Origin of the sequence: Aneurinibacillus danicus (genome assembly GCF_007991215.1) — a bacterium.
In the GTDB taxonomy this organism is placed as follows: domain Bacteria; phylum Bacillota; class Bacilli; order Aneurinibacillales; family Aneurinibacillaceae; genus Aneurinibacillus; species Aneurinibacillus danicus.
In genome coordinates this window covers 49,707-66,935 of sequence record NZ_BJXX01000068.1, presented here as the reverse complement: position 1 = coordinate 66,935, position 17,229 = coordinate 49,707, and the positions used below count along the sequence as shown (strand labels likewise).

General features: G+C 47.0%; 19 protein-coding genes. All 19 read right to left on the bottom strand.

Annotated features, from left to right (window positions below; all coding sequences use genetic code 11):
- Nucleotides 1-25 precede the first annotated feature (25 nt).
- Nucleotides 26-499 carry a tRNA adenosine(34) deaminase TadA gene (gene tadA, locus ADA01nite_RS08450; RefSeq protein WP_146809510.1) on the bottom strand — a complete coding sequence of 158 codons (474 nt, stop codon included), beginning with the start codon at nucleotides 497-499 and terminating at the stop codon, nucleotides 26-28.
- A 75-nt stretch (nucleotides 500-574) separates the two neighbouring features.
- On the bottom strand, nucleotides 575-1,216 hold the full coding sequence (locus ADA01nite_RS08445) for a cyclase family protein (protein ID WP_146809509.1): 642 nt from the start codon (nucleotides 1,214-1,216) through the stop codon (nucleotides 575-577).
- A gap of 2 nt (nucleotides 1,217-1,218) precedes the next feature.
- On the bottom strand, nucleotides 1,219-2,754 hold the full coding sequence (gene zwf, locus ADA01nite_RS08440; RefSeq protein ID WP_146809515.1) for a glucose-6-phosphate dehydrogenase: 1,536 nt from the start codon (nucleotides 2,752-2,754) through the stop codon (nucleotides 1,219-1,221).
- 240 nt (nucleotides 2,755-2,994) lie between these two features.
- A complete protein-coding gene (locus tag ADA01nite_RS08435; protein ID WP_146809508.1) occupies nucleotides 2,995-3,705 on the bottom strand; it encodes an alpha/beta fold hydrolase in 711 nt (236 codons plus the stop codon).
- Nucleotides 3,706-3,715: 10 nt separating this feature from the next.
- Complete coding sequence (locus ADA01nite_RS08430) at nucleotides 3,716-4,852, bottom strand: acyl-CoA dehydrogenase (RefSeq protein ID WP_146809507.1); 1,137 nt, start codon at nucleotides 4,850-4,852, stop codon at nucleotides 3,716-3,718.
- A 1-nt stretch (nucleotide 4,853) separates the two neighbouring features.
- Nucleotides 4,854-5,714, bottom strand: a complete 861-nt coding sequence (locus tag ADA01nite_RS08425; protein ID WP_146809506.1) for a 3-hydroxybutyryl-CoA dehydrogenase — start codon at nucleotides 5,712-5,714, stop codon at nucleotides 4,854-4,856.
- Nucleotides 5,715-5,740: 26 nt separating this feature from the next.
- Nucleotides 5,741-6,502: an enoyl-CoA hydratase/isomerase family protein gene (locus tag ADA01nite_RS08420; RefSeq protein WP_146809505.1), complete on the bottom strand. Its 762-nt coding sequence runs from the start codon at nucleotides 6,500-6,502 to the stop codon at nucleotides 5,741-5,743.
- Nucleotides 6,503-6,701: 199 nt separating this feature from the next.
- Nucleotides 6,702-8,072 carry a sigma-54 interaction domain-containing protein gene (locus tag ADA01nite_RS08415; RefSeq protein WP_246147267.1) on the bottom strand — a complete coding sequence of 457 codons (1,371 nt, stop codon included), beginning with the start codon at nucleotides 8,070-8,072 and terminating at the stop codon, nucleotides 6,702-6,704.
- Nucleotides 8,073-8,313: 241 nt separating this feature from the next.
- Entirely contained in the window at nucleotides 8,314-9,186 is an 873-nt protein-coding gene (locus tag ADA01nite_RS08410; protein ID WP_371863547.1) for an energy-coupling factor ABC transporter ATP-binding protein, read from the bottom strand.
- Nucleotides 9,183-9,965, bottom strand: a complete 783-nt coding sequence (gene cbiQ / locus ADA01nite_RS08405; RefSeq protein WP_146809502.1) for a cobalt ECF transporter T component CbiQ — start codon at nucleotides 9,963-9,965, stop codon at nucleotides 9,183-9,185. The genes ADA01nite_RS08410 and cbiQ overlap by 4 nt, the downstream gene beginning before the upstream one ends.
- Nucleotides 9,949-10,260 (bottom strand): energy-coupling factor ABC transporter substrate-binding protein, encoded by a 312-nt coding sequence (locus ADA01nite_RS08400; RefSeq protein WP_146809501.1) that lies wholly within the window; start codon nucleotides 10,258-10,260, stop codon nucleotides 9,949-9,951. Before ADA01nite_RS08400 ends, cbiQ begins: the two co-directional genes overlap by 17 nt.
- A 2-nt stretch (nucleotides 10,261-10,262) precedes the next feature.
- A complete protein-coding gene (locus ADA01nite_RS08395; RefSeq protein WP_146809500.1) occupies nucleotides 10,263-11,021 on the bottom strand; it encodes an energy-coupling factor ABC transporter permease in 759 nt (252 codons plus the stop codon).
- A gap of 109 nt (nucleotides 11,022-11,130) precedes the next feature.
- The gene (locus ADA01nite_RS08390) at nucleotides 11,131-12,294 is read right to left on the bottom strand and encodes an AAA family ATPase (RefSeq protein ID WP_146809499.1); all 1,164 of its coding nucleotides are present in this window, start codon (nucleotides 12,292-12,294) and stop codon (nucleotides 11,131-11,133) included.
- Nucleotides 12,295-12,364: 70 nt separating this feature from the next.
- Nucleotides 12,365-13,414 carry an aliphatic amidase gene (locus ADA01nite_RS08385; RefSeq protein WP_146809498.1) on the bottom strand — a complete coding sequence of 350 codons (1,050 nt, stop codon included), beginning with the start codon at nucleotides 13,412-13,414 and terminating at the stop codon, nucleotides 12,365-12,367.
- A gap of 78 nt (nucleotides 13,415-13,492) precedes the next feature.
- Nucleotides 13,493-13,867, bottom strand: coding sequence for a nitrile hydratase accessory protein (locus ADA01nite_RS08380; protein WP_146809497.1), 375 nt, complete (start codon nucleotides 13,865-13,867; stop codon nucleotides 13,493-13,495).
- Nucleotides 13,868-13,877: 10 nt separating this feature from the next.
- Nucleotides 13,878-14,504 carry a nitrile hydratase subunit alpha gene (gene nthA / locus ADA01nite_RS08375; protein WP_146809496.1) on the bottom strand — a complete coding sequence of 209 codons (627 nt, stop codon included), beginning with the start codon at nucleotides 14,502-14,504 and terminating at the stop codon, nucleotides 13,878-13,880.
- Between the two features lie 24 nt (nucleotides 14,505-14,528).
- Nucleotides 14,529-15,206 carry a nitrile hydratase subunit beta gene (gene nthB / locus ADA01nite_RS08370; protein ID WP_146809495.1) on the bottom strand — a complete coding sequence of 226 codons (678 nt, stop codon included), beginning with the start codon at nucleotides 15,204-15,206 and terminating at the stop codon, nucleotides 14,529-14,531.
- Between the two features lie 82 nt (nucleotides 15,207-15,288).
- Nucleotides 15,289-16,719: an amidase gene (locus ADA01nite_RS08365; RefSeq protein WP_146809494.1), complete on the bottom strand. Its 1,431-nt coding sequence runs from the start codon at nucleotides 16,717-16,719 to the stop codon at nucleotides 15,289-15,291.
- Nucleotides 16,709-16,897: a hypothetical protein gene (locus ADA01nite_RS08360; protein WP_146809493.1), complete on the bottom strand. Its 189-nt coding sequence runs from the start codon at nucleotides 16,895-16,897 to the stop codon at nucleotides 16,709-16,711. Before ADA01nite_RS08360 ends, ADA01nite_RS08365 begins: the two co-directional genes overlap by 11 nt.
- Between the last annotated feature and the right edge of the window lie 332 nt (nucleotides 16,898-17,229).

The following is a 17,229-nucleotide window of genomic DNA, read 5'->3' as shown; positions in this document are numbered from 1 at the left end:
ATTTTCACAGAAAACATCCGGTATTTTACTCAGTCGCTTTCTTCTTTCGCCGCTCGCGCAGAGCACGGAAGAAGTCTTTGAGCAGTGCACTGCATTCCGCTTCGCATATGCCCTGAACCATCTCCACCTGATGATTGAACCGCTCTTCTTGAAGCAGATTCATCAGGCTGCCCGCACACCCGGCTTTCGGGTCCATCGCTCCGTATACCACTCGCGGTATGCGCGCCTGAACAATCGCTCCCGCGCACATCGGACACGGTTCAAGCGTTACATACAGCGTAGCCCCGATCAGCCGCCAGCCGCCCATCGTTTCGCTTGCTTGTTTTATGGCGATGAGTTCGGCATGAGCCAGCGGATCTTTGGCCGTCTCACGCAGATTATATCCTCGGCCCACCACCTGACCGTCCCGTACGACTACCGCTCCAATCGGCACTTCACCCAGCGCTTCCGCTTTTTTGGCCTCTTCAATCGCAAGCCCCATGTAATATTCGTCGTTCATTCATCCCACCGTAACTTTTCTTTTTGTTGGTTACGCTTTATTCTCGCAATTTCTTTCGCCCGGTGTCAAATTGCATTACTCACTCTCTACCGTTAGTCCGGAAAACAGCAGGGCGCGGGCCGGTGCAGCTTCGGTTTCCAACACCTTAATAGGTGCGATAACCATGAAATAGTTACCTTCCGGCACCTCGCCAAGCCGGAGTCCTTCGACAATAACACTATCCACACCAAATAGGGCTTTATGCGTTGGATGGCCGGACTGGTCGCGTTCCACGCCGGGTGCGTCGATGCCTACGCCCCGCACTCCCGCTTCCGCCAAATACTCTGCTCCGTCTCCGGCAAGGAATACAAATCCGGATCCGAAATCGTCCGTCAGCGAATTGCGGGTTTTCAGCAATAAAAAGTCTCCCTTTTTCGGTGCGAACCGCTCCAAATCTGCCCGTGTGATTTTATCTTGAGCCTCCGTCAAATCCAGCACCCGGCAAGGACCAACCAGACGTTCAATCGGGATGCTCTCCATTGTACCCCCGTTCGGCAGCATGTGCAGCGGAGAATCAACATGTGTACCTGTGTGCATATCCATATCAATCCGCGACTCATACGCTGAGGTCTGATTGAAGTCTTGCACGACGCGAATGTTTGGCTGCTTCTCCGGCTTGTTTTTATAAGTAACCATACCATGATAAATCGGCATGGATATATCGTATACTTTATACATATTTAACGGGTCTCTCCTTTCCGGTATTTCGGCTGCTCCACCGCTTTAAACGTTTCCCGTTCCCCATCGTCTCCACCGGTCCACCATCTCTTGCCTTCTCTTCTTAACAGCTCATGTGATTCCGCCGGCCCCCATGTGCCTGCCTCGTATTCCGTCAGCGAGTGGGGTTCACGGTCCCATGCCCGGCGGATGGGATCAATAAACTTCCAGGCCAAAGACACCTCATCCCAACGCGTAAAGAAAGTAGAATCGCCTAGAATAGCATCATGCAGCAGACTTTCATACGCTTCAGGAGATGTATCCTCGCAATCATTGCAGTATTCCATGCCAATCGGCACCACCTGGCTATCCGCTCCCTGCTTCTTGGCATTCAGCAGCAGTGTAATGCCTTCATTCGGGTTAATGCGAAAGATTAACAGGTTTGGAATCAAATCGTTATTTTTATTAAAATATAATCGTTTCGGAAGCTCTTTAAACTGAATCACGATTTCCGTTACTTTCTCCGGCATCCGCTTACCTGTCCGGATATAAATCGGGACCTCCGCCCACCGGAAATTGTCAATAAATAACCGTGCCGCGACAAATGTTTCCGTAGTGGACGCCGGGTTGACGTTTGGCTCTTCCCGATATCCGACAAGGGAGGAGCCTTTGCTCTTACCTTCTGTGTACTGACCGCGCACGACGTATGTATCCACCTCTTCTTCGCTGTAACGGCGCAAGGCACGCATCACTTTTACTTTCTCGTCGCGAATCGCTTCCGTTTTCAGGCGGCTCGGCGGTTCCATGCAGACCATCATTACCATCTGCAGCATATGATTCTGCACCATATCAAGCAGGGCTCCTGCATCATCATAGTACGAAGCGCGATCCTCAACACCTACGGTCTCACTGGCCGTAATTTGAATGTTATCGATGTGCCGGTTGTTCCAGAGCGGCTCGAACATGGAATTGGCAAAGCGGATAACCTGGATGTTCTGCACCATCTCTTTGCCCAAATAATGATCAATTCGATAGATTTCTTCTTCTGTGAATGAACGTTTAATCTCTTCATTTAGCTCTTTTGCGGAAGTGTAATCATGCCCGAACGGTTTCTCGACGACCAATCGCTTCCAGCCCACTGTATTTGTAAGTCCACTCTGCTTAAGGCTGTCCGCCACCTGTCCGAATAATTGCGGTGCAATCGCCAGATAAAACATGCGGTTGCCCGGAAGATTCATCTCTCTCTCCCTCGCTTCAACCGCGGAGAGCAGGGAAGCATAAGCATCCGCATCTTTGATATCAAGCGTTATGTAATCGAAGCGTGCAGCGAATCGATCCCATTCTTCTCCTTCCCGCAAAGACAGACGGCTAAACTCATTAATCGATTCTTTGACAGAGACGCGGAATTGTGTGTTGTCCATCTTCGTTCTTCCCACACCAATGACCGCAAAGTCCGTAGTCAAATGACCATCGCGATACAGGCTATAGATAGCAGGAAACAGTTTACGCTTAGCCAAATCACCTGTCGCACCAAAAATAACGAAAACAAAAGGTTGCATAGACTCCTGTTGTGTAGACAATCGCCGCACTCCTTACTTTAATCAAAGTTTATATAGTAAACAAATTCTGTACGTATGCACTTAACAATACGCTGATCTTCTTTTCTATCCTCATAATCCCCTCACTTATTATACCTTATCTTTCCCTGCATCTTGGCCTGTGATGTGGGAGAGTCATAAATTAAGAAAATAGAAAGCCCCCCGCCTTGTAAAAAGGCAGAGGGATGTATGACTTACTGCTTACGCTCTGGCAAGGAGCGATTCGCGAAACTCGAGCAAAGCCTTAGCAAACTCTTCCGGCTTTTCGAGCATAATGTAGTGGCCGGCACCGGCAATCGTTCTTGTCCGCACACTGCCGTTCTGCTCAGCCGCTTTCTCGGCAGCACCTTTCGGCAACAGCTTATCTTCCGATCCATATACGGCCAGAATGGGAACATTCAGCTTTGCAAAAATGTCAGCGCCTTTATATTCGTTGCAGGCATAGAAATCGTCATGCACAACCGGCGTGTCTACCCAGGAAAGCTGCTTTTGCTCTTCGTCCAGCAGCTCTGCTGAAGCTTCCTTGCCATAGGAAGCTTTAAACAAAAATTCCGGGAACGTGCCTTTTGCCAGATCCTCGAGAATTTTCGGATGAACCGGCATTTCATAATGGCTGGCATTCAGCACGAGTCCTTTTACATTCGGATTGTGGGCCGCCATCTCGATGCCAATCATGCCGCCCATTGAGTGCCCGACTACAATAACTTCCTGGTCACCAATCTGTTCATTGGCCCATTCGGCGTATTCCTCAATCGTTTTGCAGCGGCTCTGGTCTGCATTCTCGCCGTGGCCCGGTAAATCAAGCACGATGCAGGAAGCGTCCTTAAGTTTTTCTTCAAGACCGCGAAATTTGGCTTTCGTGCCGCCCGCGCCGTGAATCAGCACAAACGGAAGTTGTCCGGATACGCTCATGATTGCCCTCCTACATAATAGATTTTGAAATAACCACGCGCTGAATTTGGTTTGTTCCTTCGTAAATCTGGGTGATTTTTGCGTCGCGCATCATGCGCTCAACAGGGAACTCCTGAATGTATCCGTACCCGCCCAGTATCTGTACCGCATCTGTCGTTACTTTCATCGCCACATCGGATGCGAATACTTTCGCCATGGAAGCCAGGCGCATCATGGAAGGGTCTTTGCCCGTGCTGTCCAGGTTATCCAGCGCACTGGCCGCCCGGTATACAAGACCTCGCGCCGCTTCGATTTGCGTTGCCATGTCTGCCAGCATAAACTGAATGCCCTGGAAAGAGCCAATCGGACGACCGAATTGCTCGCGCTCCTTTACATACTCAAGACAAACGTCCAGCGCGCCTTGGGCGATGCCAAGCGCCTGTGCCCCGATGCCCGGACGCGTCTTATCCAGCGTCTTCATCGCGACCAGAAAACCCTGACCCTCTTCGGCGATAACATTCTCTTCCGGCACCCGGCAATCCTCAAAGAAAAGTTCGGCGGTCGGCGAGCCTTTAATCCCCATCTTTTTCTCGATTTTGCCTACAATCAAGCCCGGCGTTCCTTTTTCGATGAGGAAAGCAGTGATGCCTTTATCCGTCTTGGCAAAAACAGTATAGACATCGGCAATGTTGCCATTGGTAATAAAACATTTCTGTCCGTTCAGGCGGTAGTATTTTCCGTCTTTCTCCGCCCGGGTTTTCATGCTTTTAACGTCCGATCCGGCGCTCGGCTCGGTTAGGCCGAAGCAGGCCAATTTTTTCCCGGCAGCCAAATCAGGAAGAAAGCGCTGTTTCTGTTCTTCATTGCCGCTGAGCAATACCGGCAGCGAGCCGAGCTCCTGCACCGTGACAATCTGGGAGGAAGATGCACATACTCGCGCTATTTCCTCGACGATCAGGCAATAGCTCAACAAATCCAGGCCTGCTCCGCCGTACTCTTCCGGCAGGTTAGCGCCGATATAGCCGTATTCACTCAATAAATCTTTGATATCAAACGGATACTCGCCCTTTTCATCAATTTCCGCCGCACGCGGCTTAATTCGCTCCTGCGCCAGCTTATGAATCCCCTGCTGAATCTCTCTCTGCTCTTCCGTTAATGCAAAGCTCATCTTACTTCGCGCCTTTCGTATAATCGTAGAATCCTTTGCCCGTTTTGCGTCCCAGATGGCCCGCACGCACGAGCTTGCGGAGAAGCGGAGCACTGCGGTACTTGGAGTCCTGCGTTTCTTCATACAAAGAATCCTGAACATACAGAAGGGTATCGAGACCGATTAAATCGGCCAGCGCCAGCGGTCCGATCGGATGGTTGGCGCCCAGTTTCATGCCTTTGTCGATGTCTTCTGCGCTTGCCGTACCCTCCATCAATACGAAAATCGCTTCATTGATCATTGGTACGAGAATTCGATTTACCGCAAATAACGGGGCTTCTTTTACGTCGATCGTTTCTTTGCCCATCGCTTCTACGAGCGCTTTCGCTTCCTGGTATGTTTCTTCTGCCGTACTCTGGCCGCGAATCAGCTCTACTAATTTCATTACCGGTACCGGATTGAAGAAATGAACGCCGATAATTTTTTCCGGGCGCTTTGTCACGCTGGCAATTTCCGTTACGCTCAATCCAGAAGTATTCGTCGCAATGATGATGTCCTCACGGGCGATTTCATCCAGCTTTTTGAACAGTTCTTTCTTTAATTCCATGTTCTCGCTGACCGCTTCAATAATGAAGTCTACGTCTTTTAAGCTGCTCCACTCGACCGTCGTGGTAAGCGCGCCTTCCAGTTGTTGTTTCTTCTCTTCTGTCAGACGTCCTTTCTCAATGCTGCGGCTCCAGTTTTTCTGAATGCCGGATAGTCCACGGTCGAAGAATTCCTGCTTCTGCTCTACGGCTACGACTTCATATCCCGCTTCTACCGCTGCCTGGGCAATACCCGATCCCATTGTGCCAAATCCGATTATCCCGATTTTTTTTGCCATCTCATATCTCCCTCTGCTTTCTTTGATTATTTATTTTGGAAATTGGGCTCCCTGCGCTCGAAGAAAGCGGCAACCCCTTCATTCTTATCCTCCGTACGGCAGATTTCGCCGAATCCCCGCGCTTCCAATTCAAGTCCTTCCGCAAGTGAAGTCGCAAGTCCCTGGTCGATGACACGTTTCGCTGTTTTTACGGCAATCGGTCCGCGTTTCATGATGGTTTCCGCCCATTTCTTCGCTTCTTCGAGAGCGTTCTCATCCACCAGCTGCTCTATCAATCCGATACGGTACGCTTCTTCAGCGGAAACAAATTCACCCGAGAAAATCAATTGTTTAGCTTTGCCAGGCCCTACGAGCCGTGCAAGACGCTGTGTACCACCATAGCCTGGAATGATGCCCAGCTTTACTTCCGGAAGGCCGAGCTGTGATTTGCGGCTGGCTACTCGGAAGTCGCATGCCAGCGCCAATTCCAACCCGCCACCTAGCGCAAATCCGTCAATCGCCGCAATAACCGGCTGCGGCAAGTCGGCGATGCGCTGGAAAAGAGCCTGCCCCCGTCTGCAGAGCTCCACGCCCTGCTCTTCTCCAAGCTCCGGAAATTCTTTAATGTCTGCACCTGCGACAAATGCTTTTTCTCCTGCACCGGCAATAATAACAACATCACAGTCGTCGCCGATGCTATGTAAAATTCCGTCCATCTGCTCGAAGAATTCCTTATTCAACGCGTTTACCGGCGGCGCATCAATGGTGATTAGACCCAATCGATTCGTAAGCTCCCACGTTACTTTCACTGCTTCGCACCTCCATAGAAAATGACTTTGATTTCTTACTCCGTAATTTCAATCTAGCAATAATAATGCCAATGTTTAAAATACATTTTTATCCGCTTCGGCCGGGTATTATATAAAACAAAGAAGCAAATTATAGTTTCTTTAGGATATAACTTTGTTTCTTTTTTCTACTTTTGTTTCTATTAGATACAAACTTTCTTTATTTAATGTTGTACTTTTTTAACTTCCGGTAGAATGCTTTACGGCTAATGCCAAGCTTCTGAATGGCCTCGGTTCGTGTCCGGCTGGTTTTTAATACTTCTTCCAGCATCTCTTTCTCCGTTCTTTCAATGATACCAGGCAGATTCATCGCTTTCTCGTCGTTCCGCGCTGTACTACGGACCGGATTCTCGTTCAAGCTGGTTCCTTCGCGCACAAAAGGCGGGATATCTTCCGGTATAAAATACGATTTTGTGCAGATGGCAATCATCCGTTCCAGTACATTGCTCAATTCCCGCACATTCCCCGGCCAATCATAGCATTCAAAAATCTCATACACTTCCTGTGTCACCGTTACCTGCTTCTTATATTTGGCACGCAACTCCCCCAGAATGTTATTAATAAGAATCGGTAAATCCTGCTTGCGTTCCCGTACCGGAGGGATGGTAATCGGCACAATATTCAGTCTATAGTATAAATCTTCACGGAACTTCCCTTCCCGCATCATTTGCTGCAAATTTTTATTGGTCGCGGCGATGATGCGTACATTGAGCGGATGCGTTGTTGTTCCCCCCACTTTAATAAACGACTTCTCCTGAAGAACCCGGAGAATTTTCGCTTGAAGAAATGGCGTAAGTTCACCGATTTCATCTAAGAACAGCGTACCGCCGTTGGCTAGCTCGAACAAACCTTTCTTTCCTCCCCTGCGCGATCCGGTAAATGCGCCTTCTTCAAAACCAAACAACTCGCTTTCGAACAGCGACTCCGGCAGCGATGCCATATTGATAGCGACAAACGGCTTGTCTCCCCGCGGACTTGCTTCGTGGATGGCACGGGCAAACACTTCTTTGCCGACACCGGTTTCTCCGAACAACAATACAGTCGCATCAGAACTGGCCACTTTTTTGGCAATATTGACCGCTTGCCGCATTCCGGGCGCATGGCTTTCCAGCAGAGAAAAAATCCGCTTGTTCAACTGCTCTTCTAATTGCGTCGAATAAGTCTTATATCGGTTTAACTCCTCTTGAAGCGCGTAGAATTCACTGATGTCTTTCATAATCGTAACGACGCCGATAAGTTCGCCTTTTTCCATTAAGGGTGTAATATTGGCAAAGACATGAATATTAAGCGAGTGCAAGTAACTGTAATCATTAATTAACGGCTGCCCGGTCTTCAGCACTTCAAGAATGCGTGCCTGCGGCTCCACTTCACTGATCTTCCGGTTGATAATCTTGTGGGCCGGAACGCCAAACTGCACGGAGTAAGCAGTATTTACATATACAATCGTACCGTCCTTGCTAACGACCAATACGGCGTCATGCAACGATTCCAGTATGGAAAGCAGATGATTCTCCAATTTCACCGTCCTCATCCTCCCTTTCCTTCTACATATACAAAAAGAGGGCCGATTCCGCAACCCTCCCCCCGTTCGTCTGCAAAAGGGAAGAGCTGGGTCAACAGCCTACTAGTGACGCGCTTCTTCTCTCTTAAAGGAGTAACACCACATGCCCATCAAGATAAGAAAAATCCATACCTTAAAAACTTGATGGACATGTGGTGTTACCCCAGAATATGCAGCAAATTTGAGGTATTCGAAAAACAGGAATAGAACATCACCCCATTTTCCGTTTATTTTCTACCAGATATTTTTTGAGTTGATATCTTAAATCCGCAACAGTATGTGGACGTTTCAAAGAACCCAAGAACGAGGAAGAAGCCAGTGCTTCCCACACGTCAAACAGCAATGGAATCCCAAGCCCTATCTCCTCCATCACATCCCGCCGTGCAAATACATATTCCGGCGGCCCTTCGAGCAACAACCTTCCTTTATGCATAATAAATATCCAGTCTGCCCATTCGTAAGCCAAATCGATATCATGCGTGGCCATCAGCATGGTTGTGCCTTCTTCTTGATAGATCGTTTCCAGCTCTTTTAATAACAGCTTCGTATGAAGCGGGTCTAAATAGGCGGTCGGCTCATCTAACAGCAAAAGTTCCGGTCTAAGTATCATAACGCCTGCCAGCGCTATCTGCTTTTTCTGCCCTAAACTTAGATGGTGTACAGGTCTTTCTCGAAGCTCTTCCAGCCCGAAACGTATCAATGCTGCTTCTACCCTCTGCGCTGCTTCAGCGTTAGATACCCCGGCATTATATAATCCATAGGAAATATCCTCCATAACTGTACTAGCAATCAATTGTTGTTCCGGGTCTTGAAATACCAATCCTACTTTCTTCCGCAGTTCAGCCAGGTAGGCACGCCCGTATGTGTATACCTCTCCGCCCCACTTCACCCTCCCGCAATCCGGGCGATAAATACCGTTCAAATGCAAAAACAGCGTTGACTTACCACATCCGTTATGCCCCAGCAACGCACATCGCTTTCCCCTGGGAATGCGCAATGTTACTCTATCCAGTGCAGGATCTGCGCTTCCCGGGTACGTATACGATACTTCTTCCATTTCTACCAGCCAAGCCAACCACTTCACCTCCTCATCCACCATTCAAGTAGTACGAGTCCGATAAAACCAATAACGGATTCGAACGCATATCGCTTCGATATCGAAAACGTTCCAACGGAGATAACCCGCAGCTCACCGTCAAATCCACGGGCCGTAAGACCAATGGACAGCTGCTGGTAACGCTGCATCGTCCGGGTAAACAATCGGGTAACCAACCAGCCGGCATTTCGCATCTTCCACTTAAATCCATGTCCACCGCCTCGTGCCTGCTGGGCAATCCACAACTGCTCTACCGTCTCCAAAAACACGAAAATAAAGCGGTACATCACCAGCAGCAAATCCGTTACAAGCGATGGAATCCCGATTCTTCGCAATATCGCCAGCATCTCGGTAAACGGTACAGTCAACAATATGAAATACAGACAGGATACGGACGCAAGCGAACGAAACAGCAGCACACCCGCCGCCTTCACCCCTTCTTCGCTTGCATACACATGCCAGGATACAATGGAAAATTGAAACAACATTGGCTCTCCGGGTGGAAAAGATGAGATCTCCAGCACAAGTGGCGGTAATCCGAACAGCAGAAATAACGCGACTGCCCCCATCATTCCTGCATATGCCCGGGCTGAAATCCCTGCGTAGCCGATAATCCATACACTCATCCATACCAATACAGTGACATGCACCGACGTATGTGCCAGCAGCACAAAACATAAGAGTCCGAACCCAAACCATAATTTCTGCGCGGGAGAAATATGGCGTAGCCGGTTCATATAAGCAAGCGTATCAAGCTGAATCTTCATCTGAACATTCCTGCCTTATAGATCGGCCTTTGTAATACCCAATCCCGTAACCGATAATACCGGCCCCCAGTGCAGCCTGTAGTGCAAACAGCAGGCTTTCTGTCTCACTGCCTGGTAGTTCGATGAGCGGCTGGCTCCAAGGTTTATACTCGGGAGCCACCTCAGAAATTGCTTCTTCTGCCACCCCATCCGCACCACCAAAATCCGAATTCTTCACAAGCAGAAGCGGAAGTACGATAAGCACCACAACTGCCAGTATGAGAAAAATATTCAACCATCCTTTTGATTTGTTCATCGCTACACTCCCCGTTTGATAGATTGCAGTTGTGCTAATTCCCTTCCGTTATAGGTGACAAGAAAATTCCATACCAGTACGGTTAACAGCCCTTCACTGATAGCCAATGGCACCTGAGTCACGGCAAAAATACCAGCAAATTTCATGAAAGAAGCTGCTATACCACCGCTTGCTGCAGGAAATGCAAGGGCAAGCTGGATAGATGTGACAAGATAGGTAGTCATATCTGCCAGGGCAGCAGCCGTAAAAATCGCCAGACGCGGCTTTCCTGTCGAACGATCCATTGCTCGATACACGAAATATGCCACAACCGGACCTACCACCGCCATCGAAAACGCATTCGCTCCAAGCGTAGTCAGTCCCCCATGTGCCAGCAGCAGTGCCTGAAACAACAGTACAAGCGTACCCAGGACCGTCATTACTAGAGGACCAAATAGCGCCGCACCTAATCCGGTTCCGGTCGGATGCGAACTGCTTCCTGTTACTGAAGGAATTTTTAACGCGGATAAAACGAATGCAAACGCACCCACAAGGCCTAACAGCAGCTTCGTCTCCGGTCTTTCTTTCGTCAACTTCGTCAGCGAACGAAGTCCCAGCAAGAAGAAGGGCAAAAACACCGCCCACCAAAACAATGCCCATTTCACCGGCAGAAAGCCTTCCATGATGTGCATCGCATACACAGTCTGCGGCTCGTTCGATACAAAATACAGCACGAGACCCACAACCGCACCGATACCGGAAAGCATACGCTTGTTTTTCATCTTTGTACCCTCCCTATCTCCTGTAGACTTCTGACCGCGTTGTTTTTTATGGCAGGTCTCCTGACCTCGAGTCATCGCACTATCACTTCCTTCCATCCTCTCTCCTCTTTTATAAGTCAATGAATTCATTTGTTGCTTCTGATGGTATTTTCCCGCTTATAGGGTTCTCCTTTTTCTCCGCGGCAAAGTGTAGCTTGCCATCCTGCATCCTCACAATAAATACAACAGATACCTCCCCCTGCATTCGTTGACTAATTTGGGCTGCTAAGGGAATCTCGATATGTCTTCGGATGGCTCTTTTGAGGAATCTGGCTCCGTATTGTTTATTAAATCCCTCTTCAATCAGAAATTTTCGAGCTGATTCCTTAAGATGTAGTTGACATCCATGCTTTTGGATCCGATGATTGAGGGATTGAATGTTCCTATCAAGAATTTGTCCTAACACCTCCTGATGCAGCCATTGAAAGACAAAAATATCATCAAATCGATTAATAAATTCAGGACTAAATCGTTTCTCTAGCTTCTTAAGTACAAAATCGCGAAGAAAATCCTGCTCATTCCTCCCCCAATTAGAAGGCCGGAAGAACCACAGCAGCTTTCTAAGGGAGTTCTTCAAACTTCCATGAGCATAGTCCATAATTTCCCGGGCACCAAGGTTGCTGGTCATAAAAATTAGAGTATTACGAAAATTAATTACTTTATCCCCGGAGGTCATGGCCATCAGCCCATTATCCATTACGTTCAGGAGAGAATAAATGACTTGATCATTTGCTTTCTCTAACTCATCAAAGAGAACGATACCAGGCTTACTATATGAACCTTCAATTTTCTCTATTTGAAAAAGTGAAGCTCCTTCCTTACTTCCTATATAACCTGGAGGGGCTCCAGTCAGAGAAGCAGCATAATGCTCTTGTGTTAACGTATTCATATCGATTCGGCATAAGGCCTCTGGATTTCCGTAGATAGCCTCACTCAAGGCTCTAACCATTTCAGTTTTTCCAACACCTGTAGGTCCGAGAAATAAGGCGACATATAATGGTCGATCCGATTCCGTTATATCCGACCAGATAATTCTCAACATTTCTTCCAGTCGATGAAGTGTCTCCTCTTGCCCAAAGATTTTTGAGCGAACATGCCGCATCACTTGGTCGACGTCAAATCGAAAGCGGGTTACCAGACGGCTTCCCTCTGATGGTTCTTTGATTTCAAGTTCCGGAGTATGTTGATGCTGACGTTCGTTCAGGGCCTTTAACTTAGTTGTAATAAAGGACATATACTCCTCCTCTGGTTACAGAGGAGGTCAGGCAACTGTGCCTGCCTGACCTTATCCCCCATTTTTTACGTTACTTCGCACCGGCGGTCTTTTCTATTCCTTCATGAGGAATTCCCGATATTGGACATTCGGCTGTTCCCACGGTAGAACGGGTCAATTTCTCCACATTCTCGCGCGCTTTCTCTGCATCGAGTACCCATGTGCGATAGAAATCAAATGGACACTCAGCTACGCCACGATCACCTTCTCCAGAATTAATCAGCCCGGTATAGCCGCGATGAAGCAGCTTGAATAGATGGTTTTGCGACTGCGCGTTACGGCGGAAATCGCGGATTTGCGAAACAGAAATCTCAGCATATTGAACACCGTTCTCCTCTGTTCCGCATTCCCCGAGTGTACGACCGTCAAAACCGATAATTGCGGAGTGACCAAAGTAGGAATATACGCCGTCAAAACCGCTCGCATTAGCTACAGCCACATACGTATTGTTCGCCCATGCCATAGCTTTGGCCATCATAATTTGTTGTTCTTTGGCTGGATACATGTAGCCCTGACATCTAACAATAAGCTCCGCGCCTTTCATCGCGCAATCGCGCCAGATTTCAGGATAGTTCCCGTCATCGCAAACGATGAGGCTCACCTTAATGCCCTTCGGTCCTTCGGCTACATACGTACAGTCGCCTGGATACCATCCCTCAATGGGGCACCAGGGAATGATTTTACGGTATTTCTGAACAATTTCCCCTTCATTGTTCATCAGAATCAGGGTGTTATAAGGGGCTTTGTTCGGGTGCTCCTCGTGTCTTTCTCCAGTTAAAGAGAATACTCCCCATGTATTGGCTTTTCGGCAAGCCTCCGCGAAAATGGCCGTTTCCTCACCCGGAATCGCGGAAGCTGTTTCGTACATTTCTTGTTCGTCGTACATAATGCCGTGCGTGCTATACTCAGGAAAAACAATGAGATCCATACCCGGTAATCCCTGCTTAATCCCTACAATCATATCCGCAATTTTCCGGCAATTATCCAGCACCTCCGCTCTGGTATGCAGACGTGGCATTTTGTAATTAACCACCGCTACGCCTACTGTGTCATGACTGCTAGAAATGTCTCCATGTCTCATTCTAAAAACTCCTTTCTTCTTTGTTTGTGTAATAAATAGGACAACGTAATGTTGTCCTATTTATTACATACTTTTTTGTTAATAAAAAACCTCATCACGTTTCCCAGCGAGAAATTCGTTGGCACGGATATCGACGTCACGCTTGTCTACCATTCCTGTTTCCACCACGAGTCGCTCCAAGGCTGCCAGCCAGTGCTCATAGTAGTTCCAGGCAGGGTTATCCTTATGATCAGTGTTCTCCGTCTCCCATACAGCGATCTGCTGGATCAAGCGACTTCGGAAATCTTCCCATGAGGTAAAATGCTTTTCCTCATACAAAGCAAGAGCCATACCAAAAGAGCGACTTTCCCATGGTTCTTGGAATTCTAATTCTCCGTTTTTTCTGGGCGGTGCGACTGCCTCGGGCATATACGCAATCATGGAATCAACAGAATTACTCTCACAATTTTTCATAGGGTTCCTCCTATCTCACAGTAGCCGTAGGCGGCTGTACTGTGGCGACACCAATCATGGAATCTCGCGTAACGATTTCTGCAAGTTCCTCCTCCGTCATTCCTTCCGTACCTGCAGGTCTTTGCGGTAATACCATAAACCGTACTTCTGAACTGCTGTCCCATACCCGGATTTCTACTGTATCGGGCAAGTCTACACCAAATTCCCGCAGTACCTCTCTTGGCTCTTTGACAACCCGAGACCGGTAGGCCGGTTCTTTGTACCACGCAGGCGGTAAACCAAGCAAGGGCCAGGGATAGCATGAACATAGGGTGCAGACCACCACATTGTGTACAGTATCCGTATTTTCCACTACCTTGATATGTTCTCCCTGCAGACCAAAATATCCGAGTTCCTGTAATACAGCCTCTGAATCCTCTAGCAATCTTTGTTTGAAAGCGGGATCTGTCCAAGCCTTAGCGACGACCTTGGCTCCGTGCATCGGTCCAAGTTCATGTTCGTAATGTTGGACAACCCTGTCGATCGCGTCAGAGGAAAGGAGTCCCTTCTCGATAAGTAGTGATTCGAGAGCTTTTGCCCGTGCCGACCAAAACGATTCCGGATGTGGATGGTGATGCCCTTTGTGATCAGTAGTCATAATAAACTCCTCCTTTACAAACTATTAGTGTGAAGCAGGTTCCAAATAACTTTCCCAAAGATCGACATAGACTGCATCCTTCTGCTTTACTCCCCATAATTCTTCGGCCTCAAAACGTACGCGATAAAGATATTGCGGGTTTTCTCCTCTTCCATGAGCGCTATCATCAGGGAAAACATGGGCCCCATACACCGTATCGATGACACCATACTTATCACGGACATAACGAGGGAATCTTGTATGACCGGATGGGTGAAAGTTTCTTGTCTTTATTCTCTCTCCCACCTCAAACCGGGGAGGAGATGATATGTCGCGGACCGGAGACACGCCAACTCTCATGACTTGTTCTACAAGGTTCACTAATTTCGGATCCTCACGGCGTGGTACTTTTGTATCCGGTTCCATAAGGAAAGTTTGTGTTCGAGCTTCGAGTTCTTCGGCGTCCAATACTCCCTTTTCTACTAAATTTGTTGCGATGGTTGCAATCCAATGACCATAATATCCTGAAGTCAGATAGTCCGCTGGATGCATTCGTTCAATGCCATGCCTGAATTCATCAAGGTTCAATAATCCTTGTCCTGCCGTTCCAACCAGAAGCCCGAAAGCAATCCTTTCCCAATCCTTATAGAAGTAAGGCTCGTTTTCCACACGAACAATTTCCCCTAATCCATCCATACCTCCAACATCGTGAATACCGTTCATTTGTATTTCATCTCCCTTCAGTTATATGTAGACATAAGAGCAGGTACTCTCTTGTTGCTTAGTGATTAAAGCAAAATCGATGTTACATAGATGTATTTTCAGTTTTACTTAAGTCAGGTTTCTTGCTTTTCATCAGATTTGTTTGTTCAATTGCATAAGCCACGTTTAAAATAACATCTTCTTTAAATGCCGGACCAATAATTTGTAGTCCAACTGGCATTCCATTACTAAATCCACATGGAATACTAATCGCAGGTAATCCAGTAATATTTTCAGGGCCCGTAAACCGGATAACATGATCTAAAAAGTTAACTTCTTTCCCATTAAGTGTCAGTGTATCCTGTCCAATAGACGGAGGAGTAAACGGAAGTGTAGGTGTAATCAAGACATCGACACTTTGGAATGCCTTTCTGAAATCAAGATCTAATTGGTGTCGGATTTGTTGAGCTTGTAGATAGTCTACAGCTGAAAAAAGCTCCCCGAATTCAAGTAAAACTCGCACATCATCTCCAAAATCTTGCGATCGCTCAATTAAATTTTGATGATGAATAGCGCTGGCCTCTGATGTGATGGTTATCATTTCTGCTAGTTCTGCATATTCGAGTGCAGGAATGTCTACAGTTACCACTCTAGCGCCCATTTCTTCTAATAATCGAATTCCTTGACGAACATTTTTTTCAACATCTAAATCTACATCACGGAAGAAATAGCTTTCATTAATACCAATAACAAGTTTGCTCACATCGCCATTTAATGCGGATGTATAGGAGGTAGTAGGGATATTTATGCAAGTCGGATCTTTATCGTCGTATCCTGCAATAATCTCTAACATAATAGCTGCATCTCTTACGGTTTTTGTCATCGGACCAATGTGATCCAATGACCACGCCAATGGGAAGCAACCATATTTACTAACCCGTCCATGTGTAGGTTTAAGTCCTATAATTCCACATGCGGAAGCAGGAATTCGGATTGATCCTCCTGTATCAGTACCAAGGGAAGCGATTGTCATATCAGCTGCTACAGCAGCACCAGAACCACCGCTTGATCCGCCTGGGATTTTTTCTAAATTCCACGGATTACGGCATGGACCAAAATGCGGATTATTCGTTGTTGCTCCCCAGGCGTATTCATGCATATTTAACTTCCCTGTGAAGACAACTCCTGCTTCCTTTAATTTTTCAACAACTGTTGCATCATACGACGGAACGAAGTCTTTGTGAATTTTCGATCCCATTGTTGCAACTTCATTTTTAAAATAAAAAATATCTTTAAGCGCCATCGGAATGCCGTGAAGTGGACCACGGTATTTACCATCCATAATTTCTTTCTCAGCATTTTTAGCAGCTACCATAGCTGCATCTGCATCTATCTTGATGTACGCATTAATTTGTTTGTTATAGGTTTCCGTTTGATGAATAACAGCTTCTGTGATTTCTACAGGAGAAACTTCCCTGTCACGAAGGAGTGGTGCCAGTTCTTCTATTGATTTAGCTGCTAGTTCACGCTTCATTCAACGTACCTCCTTTAAGTGAATGGCATAATGCGATATCAAAATCTCTTAACTTTGCCTTCGTTGCATGTTGTTTCATAACAAGAATTGATTCCCATTGTGCTACAAGAATAGGATAATCTTGTGCAGGTACCTGAATACCTTTCTTCTCTAAAACGGTACGAATCATTTGTTCCAAAATTGCTCACTCCCTTGGAATTAATAATTGTAGATTGTCTAATTTGATAATCTGAACGTATCCGTTATGGTTCCCCGACATTGCTGGCCAAAATTTGTGCATGAATACCTGCCCGTTTATTTCACCTCCTTTCACTATGCTCATCGATAATTACAATTTAAGAAGGAGCGCCCCATCGCCATCAAGATAAAATAACATTCTGAATATTTAGTAAAGCAAGAGTTGTGCCAACCAAAAAACCAGCCAAAAATTTTACTGGAAGAAAGATCATACCAGCTAAATAAGCATTCTTAGTAAAAATTATTTAAATATTGTGTATAATAACAAATATC

What these genes read in the sequence shown, in the direction of transcription:
- tadA (WP_146809510.1), bottom strand. Translation starts at nt 499, where the DNA reads ATGAACGACGAATATTACATGGGGCTTGCGATTGAAGAGGCCAAAAAA.
- ADA01nite_RS08395 (WP_146809500.1), bottom strand. Translation starts at nt 11,021, where the DNA reads ATGAAAAACAAGCGTATGCTTTCCGGTATCGGTGCGGTTGTGGGTCTC.
- ADA01nite_RS08415 (WP_246147267.1), bottom strand. Translation starts at nt 8,072, where the DNA reads ATGAGGACGGTGAAATTGGAGAATCATCTGCTTTCCATACTGGAATCG.
- ADA01nite_RS08430 (WP_146809507.1), bottom strand. Translation starts at nt 4,852, where the DNA reads ATGAGCTTTGCATTAACGGAAGAGCAGAGAGAGATTCAGCAGGGGATT.
- ADA01nite_RS08425 (WP_146809506.1), bottom strand. Translation starts at nt 5,714, where the DNA reads ATGGCAAAAAAAATCGGGATAATCGGATTTGGCACAATGGGATCGGGT.
- ADA01nite_RS08385 (WP_146809498.1), bottom strand. Translation starts at nt 13,414, where the DNA reads ATGAGACATGGAGACATTTCTAGCAGTCATGACACAGTAGGCGTAGCG.
- ADA01nite_RS08445 (WP_146809509.1), bottom strand. Translation starts at nt 1,216, where the DNA reads ATGTATAAAGTATACGATATATCCATGCCGATTTATCATGGTATGGTT.
- ADA01nite_RS08380 (WP_146809497.1), bottom strand. Translation starts at nt 13,867, where the DNA reads ATGAAAAATTGTGAGAGTAATTCTGTTGATTCCATGATTGCGTATATG.
- ADA01nite_RS08400 (WP_146809501.1), bottom strand. Translation starts at nt 10,260, where the DNA reads ATGAACAAATCAAAAGGATGGTTGAATATTTTTCTCATACTGGCAGTT.
- ADA01nite_RS08390 (WP_146809499.1), bottom strand. Translation starts at nt 12,294, where the DNA reads ATGTCCTTTATTACAACTAAGTTAAAGGCCCTGAACGAACGTCAGCAT.
- nthB (WP_146809495.1), bottom strand. Translation starts at nt 15,206, where the DNA reads ATGAACGGTATTCACGATGTTGGAGGTATGGATGGATTAGGGGAAATT.
- ADA01nite_RS08435 (WP_146809508.1), bottom strand. Translation starts at nt 3,705, where the DNA reads ATGAGCGTATCCGGACAACTTCCGTTTGTGCTGATTCACGGCGCGGGC.
- ADA01nite_RS08365 (WP_146809494.1), bottom strand. Translation starts at nt 16,719, where the DNA reads ATGAAGCGTGAACTAGCAGCTAAATCAATAGAAGAACTGGCACCACTC.
- zwf (WP_146809515.1), bottom strand. Translation starts at nt 2,754, where the DNA reads ATGCAACCTTTTGTTTTCGTTATTTTTGGTGCGACAGGTGATTTGGCT.
- nthA (WP_146809496.1), bottom strand. Translation starts at nt 14,504, where the DNA reads ATGACTACTGATCACAAAGGGCATCACCATCCACATCCGGAATCGTTT.
- cbiQ (WP_146809502.1), bottom strand. Translation starts at nt 9,965, where the DNA reads ATGAAGATTCAGCTTGATACGCTTGCTTATATGAACCGGCTACGCCAT.